Genomic DNA, 18,483 nt, shown 5'->3' on the forward strand with positions numbered 1-18,483 from the left:
CAAGTTACCCCTTTAGATTTGTTTACCTGTATAAACAAAAATTCAAGTTTTTATACACATGCATGTATAAAACTTGCCTTTCTATGAACATACTAAGAAGTAATAGAATGATAGAGGGAGAGAATTCTATATGTCAGAAGAAGAATTTTATAAATGGTTAGGTGAGCGGCTTCGGGATCTTCGCAAATTAAAAAAGCAAACGCAAGAAGAGTTATGTCAGAACTATCATCTTGCTCGTTCTTCCCTTGCCAATATTGAGCGAGGAAGGCATGTGATCAGTGCATACAACTTGTATCTGCTGTTACAAGTTTTGGATGCCCCTCTCGAATCATTGCTGAAAAATCATCTTCAAAACAGTAATTTAACCGACGAAATTTCATCATGAACGTATCAAACCAAGGTGTTTTGGGCACACAACTTGAAAAGAGATCAAGGAAGGTGTCCATGTTTATGAAAGTACAAGAAACCAGAGATTTATCCTCGCTATCCGAGCTGATTGACGAGTTACCTTTGGCCGTAAAATGTTTTATTGAACATAAGCTAGATCATGATCGGTCTCCTTCTTCTTTGTTAGAATATACCCGAGATTTCCGTATTTTTTTTGGTTGGATCGCACCAAATCTGTGGCCGTTCGTTGCTACCGTTAAAGAACTTACCTTAGACATGTTCAATGATATAACGCGTGAACATGTACAAGAATTCGCAGATTACTTGACAACGTCTAGAAATTTGCAATATAAGTCCCTGGTTCGTAAGATTCATTCGTTGCGCTCATTGTTTACCTATCTTCATTTGAGATTTGAGTATAACGAAACTCCTATTTTGAAACGTAATGTTTTCGCTACTTTCATCATGGAAAGACCTAGCAATAATATTGAGGTCGCACGTAAGTTACAGAACAAGGTCCTACGTTTCAATGAAATTCCTGCATTTGTTAAGTTTGTGCAAGAAGGTGTTATAGAACAAAATAATGTACAAGCCCAGTGGTTCCATAACCTGAATCGAGCTCGTGATGTCAGTATTGTTACCTTGCTCTTAGAGTCTGGAGTCATGGTAAGTGATATTGTCAATTTGGATCTGGATGATATTAGCCTTCAGGAAGGCTACATTATCGTGACAAGGCAGCAAGCTAGCGTACGAACGAAACACCGAATTATGTTTGGTTATAATGCAAAAACCTATCTGTACGATTACTTGAAAGTCAGAACTGACACGTATGCTCCTCAATCAGGTGAGCGAGCGTTATTCTTGGCAAAACCTAACGGTGAAACACAAGGCAAACGAATTTCAAAGCGTGCGATTCAAGCTATGGTTAAGAAGTATGCTTCAAAATTTGGTGCCTCAGAAGTTACTGTACGCCAGCTCACCCATTCATTTGGAGTTCAATACGCAGCTACGAATACTGTCCGCAATATGAAACAACAATTGGCCCAACGTAATATTGATTCACTAGAGAAGTACCTTATACTGTCGAGTCTCATTGATTGAAATTTGATTGAATTCCACCTTCCTACGTCTTGTTCTCTTTGAACAAGGCTTTTTTTTATTGTTTACCGTGTTCAGTTAATCTGTTTTGTAATGTTCTTCTTTAGCAGCTTTAGTTGGTTCAATCGATCGTGATAATCATCCACATCCTTTGCGTTTCTCTTTTCTAAGCTCACCCAGGTAGCGACACTTACTTCTTGATATTTTAACGAAATGATCAGAATTGCTTCACGATAGTCTTTGATATGAACGATAGGAATCTTCCACTCTCCTTGTTCTCTAGCCAAATCAAACCATTTCTTTTTTATCACTGCACGATTCGTGTATATTCTGTCGTTAAATAAAATTCCTTGAGCTGTTATGGTAGCAACTCCAACATCTGCTTTTATGTGATTTGTCATCCTCTCAACCTCCTTTATCATTTATGTCCAGATAAATTGATATATATACTTATCATTTTATTAAAATAATCTATATACATTAATGTATCGAAGGTTTCCCATTGTTTAGACTGAATTTAGAGGTGTGGCAATGAACGAACCTGTTTTAAGATTAGTAGGACAACGTGTTCGCGAATTACGGAAAAAACAAGGATATTCGCAGGAAGAATTAGGCGAAATGGCTGGTTTTCACTTCTCCTACATTGGGGGCGTTGAACGTGCCGAGAAAAATATCACCTTGTTAAATCTTCAAAAAATTGCGGATGCTCTTCAAGTCAATGTCCATGAACTCTTTTTTTACAGCAAGTATGTTAAGACTGGCAAAAATGATAAAGAGAAATTGCTAAACGAAATCAATGAGAAGCTTTGGCCTATGAAATCTTCCGATTTAAAAAAGGTTAACCTGCTCTTATCTGAATTTTTCGATAGTTAACACAAAAAAACCGATGTATATCTGACATCGGTTTTTTTGTGTTTCATTTATTCCTTCCAGGCTGCTTCACTTTGTATGTTAATCCAAGAGTATCTATTATTCTGCTGTACTAGTCCCTCCATCATATTACGCTCACCTGTTAATGTTAAAAGCAAATATTTCGTTTGGATGTTCTGAACATGTAGAAGCTCATACACTTGTGATAATGAAAAATATCTTCTAGCTGCATATAATTTTACTTGCTCCATATCAATCTTTCCACTCCGTTGTATCAGATTCTTCCCTCCTAGCCTATATGCAGAATCAGCATCAATGTATGGATTTGGAATTACTAAACTTAGCCTCCCTATAGGTAAGGTTACTTTGTGCTGGTCCATTCGTAGCATCTCCATAGATACGAGATTACGTAAGGATTCCCACTGTTCAACAAAGCTTGAGTAAATCCTTTTATAATGTTTCCATTGATCTAAAAGCCAGTATATGTTGTTTTTTGTGATGTTCTTTCTATACGCACAGAGTTCCTCTTCTCTATGGCCACTATTAGCTCTAATCGGAGAAAATCTTAAGTATTGGTTGCTAGCTGTATAGAATTCTTGAAGTGATAATTTCTCTGACTCATTTAGGTTGTTTAATTTAATTCGGACCACCTTAGATAGAACACCATGATTATCAAATAAGTCAAACAATTGCTGGTTTTTCAAATCGTACTCTTTAGTTGCAATAAATTTGCCAACAACATTTTGTTCTGTCCACTCAAGTCTCTGAAGTCCAAGGGATGATTGATATTCACCAATCGCTTGTCTCAGCAATTGTACTTTTGCACCTGAACTGTGCATTTGCTCATAGTTTGATGATTGAACAAATTGAACGATTTTTTCTATGCTCACTAATCTATTCTCCTTTGCCTCAGCAGATTAGTGAGTGGTATTGACTATTTCTGTATATTTTATTCAAAGTAAAGAGTAGTGAGTATCGGAAGTTGGTCTCAATATATGGATAAATGTGTCTATCTGTATCTATGTTCTTCGTAATTCTTATCATTTCATATGGTTTAATATGCTAACTGTATGAAGATATTTCTGCTATGGAGTACTGCCAGATAACACCCATTAATGAGCAAAACATCCAATCCAAGCTTTTAATCGGACAAAAACAATCATTTTAACTTGTAGAATTCAATTCAACCATGTAATTGTTGTTGCCTTTCACCAAGCTAAATGAGTCCTGAAATTGGGGTGGTCCACACCTGCTTGAACGTTATAATTTCTTTTATCACATATAAAGAATAAAGCCAACATATAAGCGCTGGCTTTTCATTAGAAATCGTTTATTTATCTTTGAGGAATGACGGCGTACCATAGTTTGCCTTTCGCTGGTAAACAACGGTCACTTCGCGATCAGGACCACCATCTGGCGAAGGAGCCATGAGTTTCACTTTTGGGAGGTCGCCAACTCGCTGTTGTTTATTAAACTCTTCATTCGTTTTACTCATTTTAATCCCCCCATAGAGATAATTTAATGTGGTAATCAGTTCTTCTTCTAAAGTAGCAAACTCTTCAATCGAAACCTCTTGCTGACCTCGGATATGAAGATTGACAATTTACCCAAAGGATAACATAATTCATATGCAAATGACACTCTGCCATAATAATCGAATGCCAAATTAAAGAAAAAATACCGACCCCTCAACTTCAAAGGTCGGTTTACCCATTTGGGAGAAGAAAACAATGGTTCTAAATGTATTATATCCACCCAATGTGGTTAGTTACTAGTCAATATAAAATGCTTCATCAGTCTCATAAGTTGAAAAACAATGAGGGCATTGATGCCACCAGACTTGCTGCCAATTTGAATATGTACTACGAGCAACAAACTGGTTTCCATTAATGTTGTATGTCGTATTACATAAGGTGCATTTGAACGCTAGCATTGGAAGTGGTTGAACTTTGAGTATCTCCCCATCAATCTGATTAATGTATTTTGCAAGACTAATATCGAAATTTAAATCGATCTTTTCATTACTAATGAGTTCTTTTAGATTGGAATGAAGTGTATTAGTGCCAGCACCACAAAAATCTGTTGAGTTTGCACTTATAAAAAACGCAGAATGATATTGTTTACCCTTGAGAAACTCTAAATAACTCAGGAAAATAATTGCATCTCTCATACTATTTTTTACGGAAGGATCAGCTTTCTTTTCTTTTTTTTCTGGAGCATCAATTGATCCGAAGAAAGGTGACTCTTTGTTTAAAGCCATTTCAGCTGCTTCAATTTTCACCTTATCTGTTGTTGCGATTGCAAAAGATTGAAATTCCTCAAATACCCTTAGAATTAGCTCTAGGCGTAAACCATATGAATCTGAAATGTATGTATCTTTCGCAGATTCGACCTTCTTAAACCACTGTTCCGCGTGATATGCCGACATATCTAATTTAGAAACTACATCTTTAAATTGGGTAATTTTTGTATCATAGGATTGCATTACTTTGTTAAAGACATTATCATAATTCCTTTTAAACTCTTCTTCTACTTGATCTGAATGAACAAGCTGTACTTTCTTATTTACACATAGTTTAAATAAAGCATTGAGTAGTTTTCCATTATCATTATAATAATTGTTGAGTAAGTAGAGCCAAACATTCGTATCTAAAAGCAGATAGTTAATTTCAGTTATTCTTTCTATTTTGAAATAAACCATTTTATATTCTGGGTTTTCATAACCATGTGGCTTATAAGGAGTACTGAATTCCTCAAAATCCTTTTCCGTATCTGAAAAAAAGCCACTTTTTTGTAGATACTCATCCTTTCCTTGATTCTCCTTCAGTAGTGCATAAAAGTAAGTTTTCATCCTTATGATCAGCTCCCCGTTGTTACTCGAATAAACGCTCTGTTTATGGTTATGATTACCAATATTATAACATAAGAGTTGTATTAGAGTCCTGGTTTAGAGATTCTTCTCCATTTTCTAATACTAACAATAACAAAGAGGGTAATTGGTTTTTAGAATTACAGTGCTAGATTATGGGGAACGAAAAGAGGAAAAGCTGCTGTCCAGATAAAAATAAAGTGAGTAGATTAAAATCATGCACGACATCTCTTGTTGCATTAGGTATTTTGTCTATTGTCTATACCGAAGCAGTCAGTGCGTTTGTTCTCTCCACTTCCCAGATCATCCTCACCCTACTTACTTCTTTCTGATCAGTAGTTCTTAATGTAATTTATTTATAAACTTCATTAAGTTTTATTGCCGCTATCAACCTAATTTAACCATGTAAATGCCTTGGATAACAGTAATATGTTTTTTGGGAGATGGAATGCTCCTACCCTTGCATATGCAGCCTTGAAAACTTCCCCACCATTGTAGTGTTGGACACCAGAAGACGTGAACGTAGTCTTGAACAAAAGCTCTAATCAGTATACGATGACTGTTACTTCTAGAGTTACCCTAATTCAATTGTAAGCCCAACTACTCTACTTGGAGACAACAGCCTCTTTCATTATTTCTTCACTATCCAAATGTTTTGTCTTTTTTACTGATACACGCAAAAAAATCTCCTCCGCTCAACGAGAATAAGTCCATCATACCTGATGTCTTTTTTCTCTTGTCTACTAAGAGGAGATAATACTCACTAGGCTATTTTACGGACATCATTTCTGCAGAACCTTTTCATACATTCCAATTTTATGTTTAAAGGACTCTTCTCCCCCTTCTAGATAATTGATAATGTGCTTAGTGACAACATCATTGTCAGGGTATCCCTTTTTCTCAATCCATCCATTTTTACTATCAGAGTCTAATATGACAACTTGTTCAGCATCTGCATTAGTTACAATTGTAGAACTATGTGTCACAATTATAATTTGGCGATTATTTTTAATTTGTTTAAGACTATTCACTAAATTTTTATAAATATATTGATTATCTAAATTATCCTCGGGCTGATCAATAATCAAAGGTGTATTATCGTTAAAATGTTTTCCATATTCAAAAATGAAAGTTAGGATAGCTACAACCTTCTGACCTAAAGATATCTCATTAATATCCTTCATTATTGGGGCAATCGTTGTTACGATTTCTTTTGAACTGGTATTGAACATAATTGAAAAATCATCAATAACTTCAAAGTAGAGTTGAAAACACTTTATTAGTCTTTCTCTGTCAGATAACAACTTATTACGTATTGTTCGATATATATCTGTTATATCCTTAAGCTCTACATGTTTTCGATTTTGATCAACATCAGAAAAAGTAAGATTTCTATCAACTTGGTAAGAAAGTACTGAAACCTGTCTTTCAATTTCTTTAAACTTATTTTGGAAGAGCAGTGTTAAAAATTTCATGAAGTCCATTTTATTACATACATCCACTATGAAGCGTTCTATTCCACCCCATGTTATTCTATATCCCGAGAGAAACTGACGATTATTGAAATCACCGACTAATATGTCTATATATTTTAATGAATTATCGAGTTTTGGAGAGTAAATAATACTAAAATGGTTTTTATGAATGGAGTTAAATTCCTTTAAGCTGGCTTCAATAGTACCTTTCCGTGCATCCATACTCTTATCGATCAAAGGCAGCTCTGCTTCTAAAAATGTTCTCATTCTTGGTTTGGATAACTTTTCGAATGTTTTTAGAAAGGTATCTCTCTCTTTAAACGGAAGGCCATTGAACACAACTTCTTTAATAAATTCACCAATCTTCCCTTTGTTAATTTGCTCAATAATATTATTGATCGAATAGCTTTTTCTATAAACACCATTTAAAATTTCTTTTTTTTCTTCAACATCATCAATAATTTTGAAATTGACTGCTTCGCCTATCTTATTTACTCGGTATAACTCAATCCAATGATGGCTTAAAACAATTCTTTCACTGTTTACTTCTTCAATGATAGCTTCTTCTTCGAATGGTCTATAATCACTATAAATATGATCCTTTTTTAACTGTGGTATAAACTTCAGAAGGTACTCTTTCTCTAAATATACAAAATGAATGATAATAAGATTATTTCTACTTATAAATTTTAAAACTGATTTCGAATTAGCCTCAAGTGTGAAGACTACCTCAAGAACATTGAGGATCGTACTTTTCCCAGTTCCTCTTCCCCCTATAATACAATTGAGATCGCTAGAAAAATTAATAACAAAAGGTTCGTCTCCGTTTTTTTTCTTTAAGTATCCATGTTTACCTGGATCAATTAACAAACCCTTTATAAATTTATTGGTGCTCGTTGGTTTATCTATGAAAACAGAGAGTTTATGATTTATAAAAGCTTTCTTTAATGATCCAAAACTGGCTATGCTCATTTTTATCCACGTATTTTTCTTACCAATTTCGTTTATCTGATGAGAATCCCCTTCATATATAAAACAAAATTTATCTAATTGTTTCGCAACCCCATATGAGTTTATTATCCTTAATTGATTTTCTTTGTCACTTGAAGTTAGTCCTATAACGTTTAGAGCAATATGATTAAACAAAGTTTTTTTATATAAACTTGTTGTATTCCTTAAGTTACTAGAGTTAATATGCGCTATGTAACTTATGCCTCCGATTTTCTCAATCTTATCAATCATCGAAAGACTTGTTTCATATGTTCCTGATTCTTTGGAAGGGATGTGCTCATCAATTAATTTTTCTACCTTTTTAAACATACATTCCTCAAAAATTCCAACTAAATGAATTTGCTCTGAACATGATATTTCTATTCCTAACAAAAGTTTAATTGGGCTTTTGCCTTCATTAGAGTACTTTATTTCTCTCCTGAAATATTCATTTAATGCAAACAGTAATTTTTTTAACCTTCAATAGTATTATGATCTGTAATTACAGCTACTTCAATATCATTCTCATAAAGTGTATATGCAATTAATTGATACGAAAGATATTCTTTGAAACTACTAAATGGAGTTTTCCGTATACTGTGGTGATATTCAGCACCTTCATATTTACCTAACGCTATTTCAGTCATCATAAAATCCCTAAGCTCCTGAGAAAACATACCATGCTCATATGCAATTTCAACAATTTCTTTCTCAGATAGATGTTTATATGATCTATTAGCTACTAGCCTGTAGTCGTGTGAAGCAGGCGTGTGAATGTGAAATTCACATTTCTTTAAATCACCGTATTTTTGTCGAGACTCTGTCAGCATATGATAAGCTTTTTGTAATGCAATTGTCATAATACACCACCCAGTTGATCAAATAGTTTTATTAACAGAAAATAAGTATAGGATATTCTAGTATTGCTAGAAACCAAAGATTTTCAGTAGTGAGAACTACATAACTTTCAAGTAAAAAGTTTCGAATTTGATATTATCCTAATTGCAGCAGCCTAATGGCGCTTTTTTTATAGATATATTCAGCTAAAGATCGCACCCTCTTGAGATACCTACGGAGGTAAGTACAATTTGGACCTTGTTAAGCGAGATTTTCTAGGTGTTTACTCCATCGTAACCCAAAAAATTGTAACAAGCCCAATAAAGTTAGCATATGATTAGTAACCACGATAATATCTGCATCATAACGTTAAAAAACACCATTCACTTTTCTTAGGTGAATTGCAGTATTTCGTTTATAGGAACCTGATAGAAATGTATCTAAGTGATAATCTTTGAATGTACTGTGTTCGCAAAGATGCTTTCTAACTTTTGTATGCGCATCAATAGCATTAGTTTTGGTGGTGGAACTGGTTCAATTTCGCTTAATAAATCAACAAATTGCTTCTGAGTAATCATATTCTCATCGTCTCCTCTACAGCTTCATTATCTCTTCGGAAAAGCAATGGGTTGTTTACGAAATTAATACTATGTGCGACCTTTTACAACCTTATTGTTCCAACAATAACTATATCATACGTTACTACGTTACGATGCACTATAAGTAATTCCTTTGATATAATAAACTTACTAATTAAAAGGACCTAGAACCTGAGAGAAATATACTTCTATTTTCCTGAGTATATTGTCGAAGTTATTAAAATCTGTGTTCTTCCTATTATATACATAAAGAGAGGGTGCTTCATGAACCAGTGTATCTACTACAAGTACTATAATGAGAAACTTGAGTACTCAAATCAAGAACATGTCATTCCAGCAGGTTTGGGAGGAATTAAGAAATTACCATGTGGGTTTGTTTCAAATGAAGCCAATAATTACTTTTCCTCATTGGAATTACGTGCACTCAGAAATTCTTTGCTTTCAATAAATAGAAATAATTTCGGACCCGGAAAACGAGGGTCATTAAATGTATTGAAAGTGAGAAATCCGGTTGTACATATTTTTACCGCTATCTCTCCTGAGAAAGAACTAGATACTCTTTTAGTTCCATATAGATTAGGATTTATGTTTACTGGAGTTGTTCGGATTTTACCACAAATTTTTATAAAATTTGATGAAACATGGAACATGAAGCGTCCTTTGTATGTTTCTGATAACCTCTCAAAACAACCTGAAGGTACATTAAAAAAGTTCCATTCTTCTTTAAACACTTTTATAAGAAGCACAGATCGAAAGTATATTTTTATAAATCCTCCATCTTCAACTTCATGTAATTTTGTAAGTATTGCTTATCACGAAAATAGATTTTATGTATGCTCCTCAATAAAGAATTTTAATATGGATAACTTTTGTAAGCTAATAACTCTGAGAGCTTTACCAGATATAAATCCATTTCTCCTTAGTTCAGCTTCAAAATATCAATACAACTATATGATTGATGACGTCAAAGACATATCTTTTCCCTTGATTTATATAAAATCAGCGTTCAATGCCCTTAGCCTTTTTAAAGGCCAAGCTTTCATACTTGAAGACATTTTTGATCCGATTCGAAGCAGTATTTGCAACGCGGGAGATTTAGCTTCATATTGGATTAATTGCAAAATGCCATCATGGCTTGTGAATTGGGTGAAAAGTAATGTTCCACCTAAAGCACATTTCATAGTCATTGACGGTTATGATGGAGTAATTGATGCATATGTCAGCTTCTTTAGAGAACCACTTAACTCAACTATTCGTATAACATCAAATTACTCAGGTGAGGCCTTTAGAATCGGACTAATATGTGATTGGGAGTCTAGAAAAGAAGAAATTATTATAAACATTGATTGAAAATACTACTCAAATTACTTAGCCTATGCTGCGTTTATCTTGAGTTATGCGTAGTATAATTGATTCAATATCGTCAGTTTCCGTATATTTAAAAAGTAATTTTTCCGCCATTGTCTTTCTGTACATGAAGTTTTTTTTACTAATTTTATTCTCCTCTTAGATTCAACTTTTCGTCTAATACTAATATATGATGATTGAATAACTCTAGAAACGTGTTTTATTTTAGAAGTACGTGTTACTTAACTTTATAGTAAACATCGCTCCTGCATTCAGAGTAATATGTCGGTAGAGTCTTGAAGTAATTCATAACTGTTGTAGGGTTGCCGTACGGTTAGCAAAAAAAGGCATGATCTTGAATGGAGAAAAAAGCTAACAAATTGTTGAAGTGGTAAATGTATTTCCTTACCTGATATGGTCAAAAATAAATCCGGCTATCATTAGCCGGATTTTATAATTTTCTCCCTCGCTTCGAATATTTGTGAACCAATTGCTGTGTATATGCATGCCTCTCGGATGAAAATAAATCCTCCTTGGCAAAATGGTCTATCATTCGTCCCTCCTGTATCACCATAATTCGATCGGATATACGCTGGATTGTAGCCAGATCATGTGAAATAAATAAACAGGCAAATCCGATGTTTTTTTGCAGTATCATAAGCATCTCGATGATCTGAGCTTGTGTAATCATATCCAGACTGGATGTGGGTTCATCCATGATGATCAGGGATGGGTCACTGCTTATCGCTCTGGCAATAGCGACGCGCTGCTTCTGTCCTCCACTGAGCTCATGGGGATACTGATGCAAGAGATGCGCTGGTAGCTCCACCAGATCCAGCAGCCGTTCGGCACACTTCAGCCTGTCCTGTCTGCAATCCTGGACGATTACAGGTGTTCGTTGCTTGAGGGTGTCCAGCGGTTCCATCACGGAATCAATGATCTGTAGTCTGGGATTGAGACTCGATGCAGGATTTTGAAACACCGCCTGAACTTGACCCTCAAGGGCTTGATAGGCGGAAGCAGTCCGTGGTTGTAACATCTCTCGTCCCTGAAACCACATTTGCCCGGAATCGAACTTCTCCATCAATAAAATGCAGCGTGCCAGTGTACTCTTGCCGCTCCCGCTTTCTCCGATCAGCCCCACACATTCTCCCAGGTCGAGACTGAAAGAAATTCCGTCGATCGCCCTTGTCTGTCCAGCATAGGTCTTGATTAGGTTTTGAACGGTAAACACAGCTTTTTCACTCATGATAGTCTAGTCCACCTCGTTCTGGAACGACGCCAGGTTCAGCATAAGACAGTATGGATTCGGCTGCCAAAAGCTTTTGGGTGTACGGATGTGTGGTTTGTGTCAGCACATCCTCAGCCTTGCCTGATTCCAAGATTCGACCTTCTCGCATAATGACAATCTGATCCGCGCAGCGTCTAGCCAGCTTCAGGTCATGTGTGATGAACAAAATGGAGCAGCCTGTCTTCTCTTGAAGTAGAAGGAGCAGATCAATTATTTCTACCCCTGTAACCCAGTCCAGCGCAGACGTGGGTTCATCTGCAATCAGCAGTTTTGGTTCAAGCAGCATCGCCACTGCAATGGATACCCGCTGCAATTGTCCGCCACTTAGCTGGTACGGATAGCTGACAACAACCCGTTTGGCAGGTAAGGAAACGTCATTCAGAGCTTGCTCGATCCGTTCTTTTCGTTCCTTGGGCCCCCATGTATAATGAACCCTAAGCGTCTCATCCAATTGTTTTCCTATCTGAAGAAACGGGCTAAATACACCTGTATAGTCTTGAAATACATACGCGATTTCTTTGCCACGCAGCCCATTCATCTGTTTCTCGGATAACTCCGATAAAGACTGGTCGTTAAATGTGATTTGTCCAGCCGCATGGCGCACCCCGTTTGGAAGTAAACGACCGATAGACAAACCTGTAAGTGTTTTTCCGCTGCCACTTTCCCCAATGACAGTCAGCCAGTCGCCAGCCTTTACAGACAAATGCATATCGTGAATAAGAATCTTCTCTCCGGCGATAAGTCGGAGTCCTTTTAATTCGAGTAAACTCATCAGCTTCTCACTCCCTGCTTCGTTTGATATCCAGCCTATCGCGCACCCGGTCTCCCAGCATGTTGGACCAGAGCACGACGAGCATAATCGCGAGTCCAGGGACAATCATAAGGTAAGGTGAGCTATGAAAATATGCCCGTCCCTCGTTCAGCATGGCCCCCCATTCTGGTGCAGGAGGCTGTGCCCCCAATCCGATATAGGAGAGCGAGGCAATCATGAGAATGACTTTACCCATATCCAGCGAAGCGATCACAATCACATGAGACAACGCATGGGGTAGTAAATGCTTCCACAAAATCTGATGAGGACGTAATCCACTCAGGCGGGCGATGGTAATATACTCCTGATGTTTCTCCGCGATCACGCTATTTCGAACGATGCGGGAATACGTAATCCATTTGACCGAAACGATGGCAATCATCAGATTGAAGATACCTGGTCCCATCAGCCCACTAAGCACAATGGCAATAATAAAATCCGGAAATGCAAGAAAAGCATCCGATATTCGTTTATAGATTCGATCCAGCCACCCGCCTGCATACCCGGCCATTAATCCTGCGGGAATACCGATGGCGAGTGAACCGAAGAGAACACTTAAACTGGTTCCTACCGTATTCCTTCCCCCGAGCAGCATACGGGATAATAGATCTCGACCAAGATCATCGGTCCCCAGCAGATGATCTATACCTGGGGGCAGAAGTCGTATCGCCAAGTTGACCGCATAGGGATCATGTGGAACCACATAAGGAGCACAGATCAAGGTCAAAACAACGAGTACCAAAATGATGATGTGAACGCTCATTTTTGGTTTTTGCACCGGAGGGGTAAGTCTAAACTTGGTTTTAAGCATGATTATCGTTCCCCCTTCAACCGGATCTCGGGGTTCAGAACGTCATTCAGAAGGTCGACGAGCATGTGGATGATTGTAACGATCAGGCCCATCAGTACCATATAGCCCTGAATAACCGGATAATCACGACTCTGAATGGCATCAACAATGAATTTGCCCATACCGGGATAGGCGAACAGCACTTCAATCACGACCGTTCCCCCAAGCAAGCTTCCGATGCTTACACCAAACATGGTGACAACGGGAGTGAGTGCATGCCTGAAGGCATGTCTAAGGAGCACACTCGAGCCACCTATTCCTCTGGATCGTGCACCCCGAACAAAATCCTGACCCAGACTTTCCAGCAAACTTGAACGAATGAGACGCACGTATACAGCGGCCATGGTTAATCCCAATGTAAGGGATGGAAGCACCAGATGCGCAATGCTCCCCGTCCCCATAGAGGGAAACAGATGTGTTCTCACTGAGAAGCCTTCTATTAAAAGAAGCCCCAGCCAGAAGCTAGGGACTGAGGTGCCCAGTACAGCCAGAAGACGACTGAACCGGTCGATGACGCGATTGGGATATAAGGCGGACAATGTGCCGAGCGGAATGGCTATGACGATCAGCACAAGCAGTGAAGTGCACGTCAACAGCAAGGTTGCCGGCAATTTGTCCAGTAATTCCTCCGTTACCGGACGATTGGTCATATATGAAGTTCCCAAATCGAGTCGGACAAGACGTCCGAGCCACTGCCCGTATTGCACGAGCACAGGATCATTTAACCCCAAAGCCTCACGCTGTTTCTCCATTTGGGAAGAGGACACGGCCACATCATCCGAGCGCAGTATTTCCCTTACCGCATCACCGGGAGCTAATTTTACGAACACAAAGCTAATGAAGGACAGAAGCAAAATAAAGAGAATGAACTCTATACTTCGTTTCAGGAGCTTGTTCATGTCTATTCCACATCCAGTTGATTGGTCAGCATGTAATACTCACTTTTGCTGGTTACCCAATTTTTCACCCGATCTTTATACACAACGAGCGTATTGGGATGAACCAGGTAGGAGTAATAAGTTTCTTCATCAATATGCATCAGGATTTTTTCAATTAATTCATTTCGTTTATCGGTATCCACCATCTGATCCAACTGGTCAATCCATTTGTTCAGCTGCAAATCATTAATTTTGCCGAAATTCAGCGTCCCGTCGGGTTTGAAAGCTACATTGAGGAAGTAACTGGCATCTCCGCGTGGTGCAATTAATGGACTGTATGTGCCCAGGTCCCAGTCATCTTTGGTGAGCAGATAGTCTTCATAATTATCCACAAACTCAATTGTAATCTGGATACCGATTTCCTTCGCTTGTGCTTGCAGTACCTGAGCAAACAGCGGGAATTCCGCCCGTGATGTATACGTTACAAGCTTCAGGCTAAGCGGCTTGCCGTTCTTGCTTACTTTACCCTGTTCCACCTGATAACCAGCCTTTTCAAACCATGCCAGTGCTGCTTCGGTACCTGTCGTTTTGACTTCATAGGAAGGAATAAAGGAGAAACCAGGCATGAATGGTCCTGTTGCGAGCGTAGCCTGTCCACCCATAATCACGTCCTTCAATTCTTCACGATTGACAAGAGCATCAAAGGCTTTTCTCATATATTTGTCCTTGAATTCGGGTTGGTTTGTATTAAAAATAAGCTCGTGTGTGCGCAAGCTTGTGACCGATTCCAAATGAAGAGTGGAGTCACTTTTCATCGTTTCCAGACTTTCAGTTGGCGGGCGATATACAATATCCGCATCTCCCGACATCAGAGCCGAAAGGCGCGCACTCGCATCCTCATTAAAGTTGAATGAGGCACGACTCAGCTTGGCAGCTCCGCCCCAATACTCATCGTAGCGCTCCACCTTGAGTGAGCTTCCCGCTGTGAAGGACGTAACTTTGAAAGGTCCAGTTCCAACAGGTGTTTTGTCCGGGTCAGCCGCATTGACATCCAGAATGGATGCGTTCGGGTGAACAAGCTCGGATGGAAACTGCGGGAAGGGTTGCTCAGTCGTAATATTCAGTGTTTGACCGGATGCACTCATTTCCTTAATGTTCAAAACCTGTTCTACACCCGGATTCACCTTGATCGCCCGTTCAAGAGATTGTTTTACAGCTTCGGCATCCAGGGCCCGTCCATCCTGGAAGGTTACATTCTTCTTAATCTCAAATGTCCAGTGCTGTCCGTCTGTCGTGTCCCACTTCTCAGCCAGCCAGGGCTCGATCTGCAGATCCTCACCCAACTTAACCAAGGTTTCAGTCACTCCAGCTCTCAAAGGGGTATAATCTTGATGTGGATCAATCGTCTGGCTTGCAAAGTTGAACAAAAACGTAACTTCCTTGTCTTTCGTCGCTGCAGGTTGCGTTGTTGCATCCTTCGGCGTACTGGAACAGGCCGAAACGAAAAGCACTGTGCATAAAACCAAAATCATCGTTATTTTTCTCTGTGTCTGCAACGTTGTCTAACCTCCATCGATAAAAGCATCTGATTGAAAAAACAATACGTATTATATCGTACTTGATGGGTATGAATATTCGTAATAGCCCCAATGAGCTATTAAAGCTAAAATTTGTGACAAAAAAAGCTCAAGCCATTGAAATCAATCACTTGAGCCAGGATGATACAACAATATACCCTTTCTATAATCTACCCCTAGAGACCATTTATGCTAGCCTTTGGAGCAACAAACCGGAATATATAGGATTGTTCATAGGCAAACTGCAATTGATCTGCCACTCGTTTATACCACTTCTTACCATGAGACAGATCGACCAATCCAGTTGGCAGCATGCGACGCACGCTCACCTGAAATCCTGCCAGCATGAACGCTTCGGATATGGTATCCAGTGTGTGATCCTGCATAGGAATGGCTGCATTGCCGTTAATGCGATCCCTGATCTCGGGCAAACTGGGGTTGCTACCGTAGTCGGCAAAGGTAGCATAATAAATGCCACCTGGCTTGAGACAGGTTCTGATCTGCAACGCATGTTTATTCAGATCGGGAATCAAATACAACACGGCCAGACTAAAAGCTAAATCAAACCGATGCACAAACTGCTCAGGCTGCCCAGTAGCATAGAACTCCAGCGGCAGATCTCCCCTGCGCTGATTGGCAATTTCAATGGATTGACGTGCCAGATCTGTTCCAACACCTTCCTTGAAAGGCCGGTGAGAGTGTAGAAGCCTCAGGAATCCTCCCTGGTTGCAGCCGAAATCAAGAACACTGCATTGCTCCAGACGCTCTTCCGGTATAAAACCAAGTATTCTCTCCCAGTGTGGGATATGATCATCTTCCATCCCCTGATCTCCTTCTCCAGGGTGGTGCCACCATACATCATACAGCGTTTGTTTGTTCAAGATCATAACCTCCTTCATTTGAAATACGTAGGCCAAACATCTATCGTGTCTTGTTCGCCCCTCTTCGACTTGATAGGGCGATACACCCCGTAACAATGATCACACCTCCAAGCACGGTAAGCATATCCGGAATTTCCTGCCAGAATATAAAGCCGAACATTCCGTTCAATACCAGACCGAAATAGCTGACGACCTGAACCACGATAGCACTTTCATGTGTGAATGCCTGGGTCAGGAACACTTGTCCAAGCAGTGAAACCACACCAATGGCTAGAAGGTACACCGATTGCCTCGGGTCTGGTACGACAAATTGCTGTGACATAAAGGGCAATGCGACCAGCGCTGAGGTAGCCACAAAATAAAATACAATTTCATAGGATGGATGAGTCTTGCTCAAGTAGCGAATGGAGATCCCGGCTGCTGCCGAAAAGACAGCGCTTAATATCCCGACCAGAGCATAGGCAGAATAACTGGCATACTCATGGGGCTTGATCAGAAGTATTGCACCCAGGAAAATCAAGGGCAGTATCGCTATAGTTCTGCGGGAAAGTCGCTCTTTCAGGAAAATAACTGAGAGCACAATGACAAAGACGGGTGACATCTGTGCAAGTATGCTCGCGTCAGTTAATGGAATCTTGGACAAGGTAAAAAAATAGGCAAGCATGTACAACCCGCCGAGTACACCTCTTAATGCCAGCATTGGAATTCCTGTTCGTGAAAAAGAAATCTGTCCGTAACGCATCAATACGAGGATCAGAATAGTTCCAATCAGTCCGCGAAAGAAAGCAATCTCTGCGGGTGGAATCGTCGCACTGATCTCTTTCACAAGAACGTTCATCACACTGAATACCAATGAAGAGAACAACGCTAACCATACACCGTTTTTCATTAGAACCTCTTCCATCATAACTTGTGTAAAGAAAAACTATTGCTCCAGGTCATATACCGCTGAAAGCAGACATTTTGTATAATCATGTCTCTCTGGCTCGCTGATTTGCTCGCTTGCAAACTCATCAACGATTGCCCCATCCTTCATGACGAGGATTCGATTGCTCATCTGTTGAACGGCTGCAATATCATGGGAGATGAACAAGAATGACATCTCCAGATTGGTCTGTAATTGTTTTAACAGCTTGAGAATATTCGCTTGCACGGTAACATCCAGGCTGGAAGTGGGCTCATCACAGATGAGCAACTCTGGCTTGAGGCTGATGCCTCTTGCAATGGCTACCCGCTGGCGTTGTCCTCCGCTCAGTTCATGGGGGTAACGGTCCAGATGTTCCGGTCCCAGTTCCACCATCTCCAGCAGCCTTGCCGATGTTGCACGTCTGTTCTCCCTGACATCCATCAGAAAGGGAGGTTTAACCTCTGGAAAATTGTCCAAAGGCTCCAGTACAGAACGCCAGACAGGCAACCGATCATTCAGGGAGGCATTACTATCCTGAAATACAACCTGAATGTGTTGCCTCATCTTTCGGAGCGTATTCTTTTTCGCCTCTACAAGTGAGGCTCCCAGCAGTCGTATTTCTCCATGATCAGGTTTTTCCAAGGCTAGCAGCAGTCGCGCCAGCGAGCTTTTGCCACTGCCGCTCTCGCCAACTAGCCCCAGACACTCCCCTTTTTGTATGGTGAACGAAACCTGATGAACTGCTCGGACCGCATCCCTACCTCGTCCATAGGTTCTAAGCAGATTTTTAACCAGCAGTAAAGGCTCCATCTTCTG

General features: G+C 39.5%; 18 protein-coding genes and 1 pseudogene. 4 read left to right on the forward strand and 15 right to left on the reverse strand.

Annotated features, from left to right (window positions below; genetic code table 11):
• Positions 1 to 130 precede the first annotated feature (130 nt).
• Together V6W81_RS14790 and V6W81_RS14795 are read left to right on the forward strand one after the other, a co-directional pair.
• The gene (locus tag V6W81_RS14790) at positions 131 to 385 is read left to right on the forward strand and encodes a helix-turn-helix domain-containing protein (protein ID WP_338539537.1); all 255 of its coding nucleotides are present in this window, start codon (positions 131 to 133) and stop codon (positions 383 to 385) included.
• Positions 386 to 450: 65 nt separating this feature from the next.
• Positions 451 to 1,488, forward strand: coding sequence for a tyrosine-type recombinase/integrase (locus V6W81_RS14795; protein WP_338539538.1), 1,038 nt, complete (start codon positions 451 to 453; stop codon positions 1,486 to 1,488).
• Between the two features lie 71 nt (positions 1,489 to 1,559).
• Here the strand turns inward: V6W81_RS14795 and V6W81_RS14800 are convergent, their stop codons facing one another.
• Positions 1,560 to 1,886 (reverse strand): hypothetical protein, encoded by a 327-nt coding sequence (locus tag V6W81_RS14800; protein WP_175395080.1) that lies wholly within the window; start codon positions 1,884 to 1,886, stop codon positions 1,560 to 1,562.
• Positions 1,887 to 2,016: 130 nt separating this feature from the next.
• On the opposite strand from V6W81_RS14800, the gene V6W81_RS14805 reads away from it, so the two are divergent.
• A complete protein-coding gene (locus V6W81_RS14805) occupies positions 2,017 to 2,358 on the forward strand; it encodes a helix-turn-helix domain-containing protein (protein ID WP_179264778.1) in 342 nt (113 codons plus the stop codon).
• A 47-nt stretch (positions 2,359 to 2,405) separates the two neighbouring features.
• On the opposite strand, the gene V6W81_RS14810 is transcribed toward V6W81_RS14805, so the two are convergent.
• The 6 genes and pseudogenes from V6W81_RS14810 to V6W81_RS29180 all read right to left on the reverse strand — a co-directional run.
• Positions 2,406 to 3,245: a hypothetical protein gene (locus V6W81_RS14810; RefSeq protein ID WP_338539539.1), complete on the reverse strand. Its 840-nt coding sequence runs from the start codon at positions 3,243 to 3,245 to the stop codon at positions 2,406 to 2,408.
• Between the two features lie 440 nt (positions 3,246 to 3,685).
• A complete protein-coding gene (locus tag V6W81_RS14815; protein WP_338539540.1) occupies positions 3,686 to 3,850 on the reverse strand; it encodes a hypothetical protein in 165 nt (54 codons plus the stop codon).
• Between the two features lie 276 nt (positions 3,851 to 4,126).
• Complete coding sequence (locus V6W81_RS14820; protein ID WP_338539541.1) at positions 4,127 to 5,206, reverse strand: PIN domain-containing protein; 1,080 nt, start codon at positions 5,204 to 5,206, stop codon at positions 4,127 to 4,129.
• 800 nt (positions 5,207 to 6,006) lie between these two features.
• On the reverse strand, positions 6,007 to 8,154 hold the full coding sequence (locus V6W81_RS14825; protein WP_338544004.1) for a Spaf_1101 family AAA-like ATPase: 2,148 nt from the start codon (positions 8,152 to 8,154) through the stop codon (positions 6,007 to 6,009).
• 8 nt (positions 8,155 to 8,162) lie between these two features.
• Positions 8,163 to 8,549, reverse strand: a complete 387-nt coding sequence (locus V6W81_RS14830) for a hypothetical protein (RefSeq protein WP_338539542.1) — start codon at positions 8,547 to 8,549, stop codon at positions 8,163 to 8,165.
• 346 nt (positions 8,550 to 8,895) lie between these two features.
• Positions 8,896 to 9,045: pseudogene (locus tag V6W81_RS29180) on the reverse strand (hypothetical protein); the annotation flags it as partial.
• A 344-nt stretch (positions 9,046 to 9,389) separates the two neighbouring features.
• Between V6W81_RS29180 and V6W81_RS14835 the strand changes: the two are divergent.
• Positions 9,390 to 10,475 carry a hypothetical protein gene (locus tag V6W81_RS14835; protein WP_338539543.1) on the forward strand — a complete coding sequence of 362 codons (1,086 nt, stop codon included), beginning with the start codon at positions 9,390 to 9,392 and terminating at the stop codon, positions 10,473 to 10,475.
• A 448-nt stretch (positions 10,476 to 10,923) separates the two neighbouring features.
• Here the strand turns inward: V6W81_RS14835 and V6W81_RS14840 are convergent, their stop codons facing one another.
• The 8 genes from V6W81_RS14840 to V6W81_RS14875 form a co-directional block, all read right to left on the reverse strand.
• Positions 10,924 to 11,721 (reverse strand): ABC transporter ATP-binding protein, encoded by a 798-nt coding sequence (locus tag V6W81_RS14840; protein WP_338539544.1) that lies wholly within the window; start codon positions 11,719 to 11,721, stop codon positions 10,924 to 10,926.
• Entirely contained in the window at positions 11,714 to 12,535 is an 822-nt protein-coding gene (locus V6W81_RS14845; RefSeq protein ID WP_338539545.1) for an ABC transporter ATP-binding protein, read from the reverse strand. The genes V6W81_RS14840 and V6W81_RS14845 overlap by 8 nt, the downstream gene beginning before the upstream one ends.
• Before the next feature lie 7 nt (positions 12,536 to 12,542).
• Positions 12,543 to 13,385: a nickel transporter permease gene (gene nikC, locus V6W81_RS14850; RefSeq protein WP_338539546.1), complete on the reverse strand. Its 843-nt coding sequence runs from the start codon at positions 13,383 to 13,385 to the stop codon at positions 12,543 to 12,545.
• A 2-nt stretch (positions 13,386 to 13,387) separates the two neighbouring features.
• Positions 13,388 to 14,323, reverse strand: a complete 936-nt coding sequence (gene nikB, locus V6W81_RS14855; RefSeq protein WP_338539547.1) for a nickel ABC transporter permease — start codon at positions 14,321 to 14,323, stop codon at positions 13,388 to 13,390.
• A gap of 2 nt (positions 14,324 to 14,325) precedes the next feature.
• Positions 14,326 to 15,834 carry a nickel ABC transporter substrate-binding protein gene (gene nikA / locus V6W81_RS14860; protein ID WP_076331791.1) on the reverse strand — a complete coding sequence of 503 codons (1,509 nt, stop codon included), beginning with the start codon at positions 15,832 to 15,834 and terminating at the stop codon, positions 14,326 to 14,328.
• Between the two features lie 221 nt (positions 15,835 to 16,055).
• Positions 16,056 to 16,760 carry a class I SAM-dependent methyltransferase gene (locus V6W81_RS14865; protein ID WP_338539548.1) on the reverse strand — a complete coding sequence of 235 codons (705 nt, stop codon included), beginning with the start codon at positions 16,758 to 16,760 and terminating at the stop codon, positions 16,056 to 16,058.
• Positions 16,761 to 16,800: 40 nt separating this feature from the next.
• A complete protein-coding gene (locus V6W81_RS14870; protein WP_338539549.1) occupies positions 16,801 to 17,649 on the reverse strand; it encodes a DMT family transporter in 849 nt (282 codons plus the stop codon).
• Between the two features lie 36 nt (positions 17,650 to 17,685).
• Positions 17,686 to 18,477 carry an ABC transporter ATP-binding protein gene (locus V6W81_RS14875; RefSeq protein WP_338539550.1) on the reverse strand — a complete coding sequence of 264 codons (792 nt, stop codon included), beginning with the start codon at positions 18,475 to 18,477 and terminating at the stop codon, positions 17,686 to 17,688.
• Between the last annotated feature and the right edge of the window lie 6 nt (positions 18,478 to 18,483).

Source organism: Paenibacillus tundrae (assembly GCF_036884255.1).
Classification (GTDB): domain Bacteria; phylum Bacillota; class Bacilli; order Paenibacillales; family Paenibacillaceae; genus Paenibacillus.

What these genes read in the sequence shown, in the direction of transcription:
- V6W81_RS14790 (WP_338539537.1), top strand. Translation starts at nt 131, where the DNA reads ATGTCAGAAGAAGAATTTTATAAATGGTTAGGTGAGCGGCTTCGGGAT.
- V6W81_RS14795 (WP_338539538.1), top strand. Translation starts at nt 451, where the DNA reads ATGAAAGTACAAGAAACCAGAGATTTATCCTCGCTATCCGAGCTGATT.
- V6W81_RS14800 (WP_175395080.1), bottom strand. Translation starts at nt 1,886, where the DNA reads ATGACAAATCACATAAAAGCAGATGTTGGAGTTGCTACCATAACAGCT.
- V6W81_RS14805 (WP_179264778.1), top strand. Translation starts at nt 2,017, where the DNA reads ATGAACGAACCTGTTTTAAGATTAGTAGGACAACGTGTTCGCGAATTA.
- V6W81_RS14815 (WP_338539540.1), bottom strand. Translation starts at nt 3,850, where the DNA reads ATGAGTAAAACGAATGAAGAGTTTAATAAACAACAGCGAGTTGGCGAC.
- V6W81_RS14820 (WP_338539541.1), bottom strand. Translation starts at nt 5,206, where the DNA reads ATGAAAACTTACTTTTATGCACTACTGAAGGAGAATCAAGGAAAGGAT.
- V6W81_RS14830 (WP_338539542.1), bottom strand. Translation starts at nt 8,549, where the DNA reads ATGACAATTGCATTACAAAAAGCTTATCATATGCTGACAGAGTCTCGA.
- V6W81_RS14835 (WP_338539543.1), top strand. Translation starts at nt 9,390, where the DNA reads ATGAACCAGTGTATCTACTACAAGTACTATAATGAGAAACTTGAGTAC.
- V6W81_RS14840 (WP_338539544.1), bottom strand. Translation starts at nt 11,721, where the DNA reads ATGAGTGAAAAAGCTGTGTTTACCGTTCAAAACCTAATCAAGACCTAT.
- V6W81_RS14845 (WP_338539545.1), bottom strand. Translation starts at nt 12,535, where the DNA reads ATGAGTTTACTCGAATTAAAAGGACTCCGACTTATCGCCGGAGAGAAG.
- nikC (WP_338539546.1), bottom strand. Translation starts at nt 13,385, where the DNA reads ATGCTTAAAACCAAGTTTAGACTTACCCCTCCGGTGCAAAAACCAAAA.
- nikB (WP_338539547.1), bottom strand. Translation starts at nt 14,323, where the DNA reads ATGAACAAGCTCCTGAAACGAAGTATAGAGTTCATTCTCTTTATTTTG.
- nikA (WP_076331791.1), bottom strand. Translation starts at nt 15,834, where the DNA reads ATGATTTTGGTTTTATGCACAGTGCTTTTCGTTTCGGCCTGTTCCAGT.
- V6W81_RS14870 (WP_338539549.1), bottom strand. Translation starts at nt 17,649, where the DNA reads ATGAAAAACGGTGTATGGTTAGCGTTGTTCTCTTCATTGGTATTCAGT.
- V6W81_RS14875 (WP_338539550.1), bottom strand. Translation starts at nt 18,477, where the DNA reads ATGGAGCCTTTACTGCTGGTTAAAAATCTGCTTAGAACCTATGGACGA.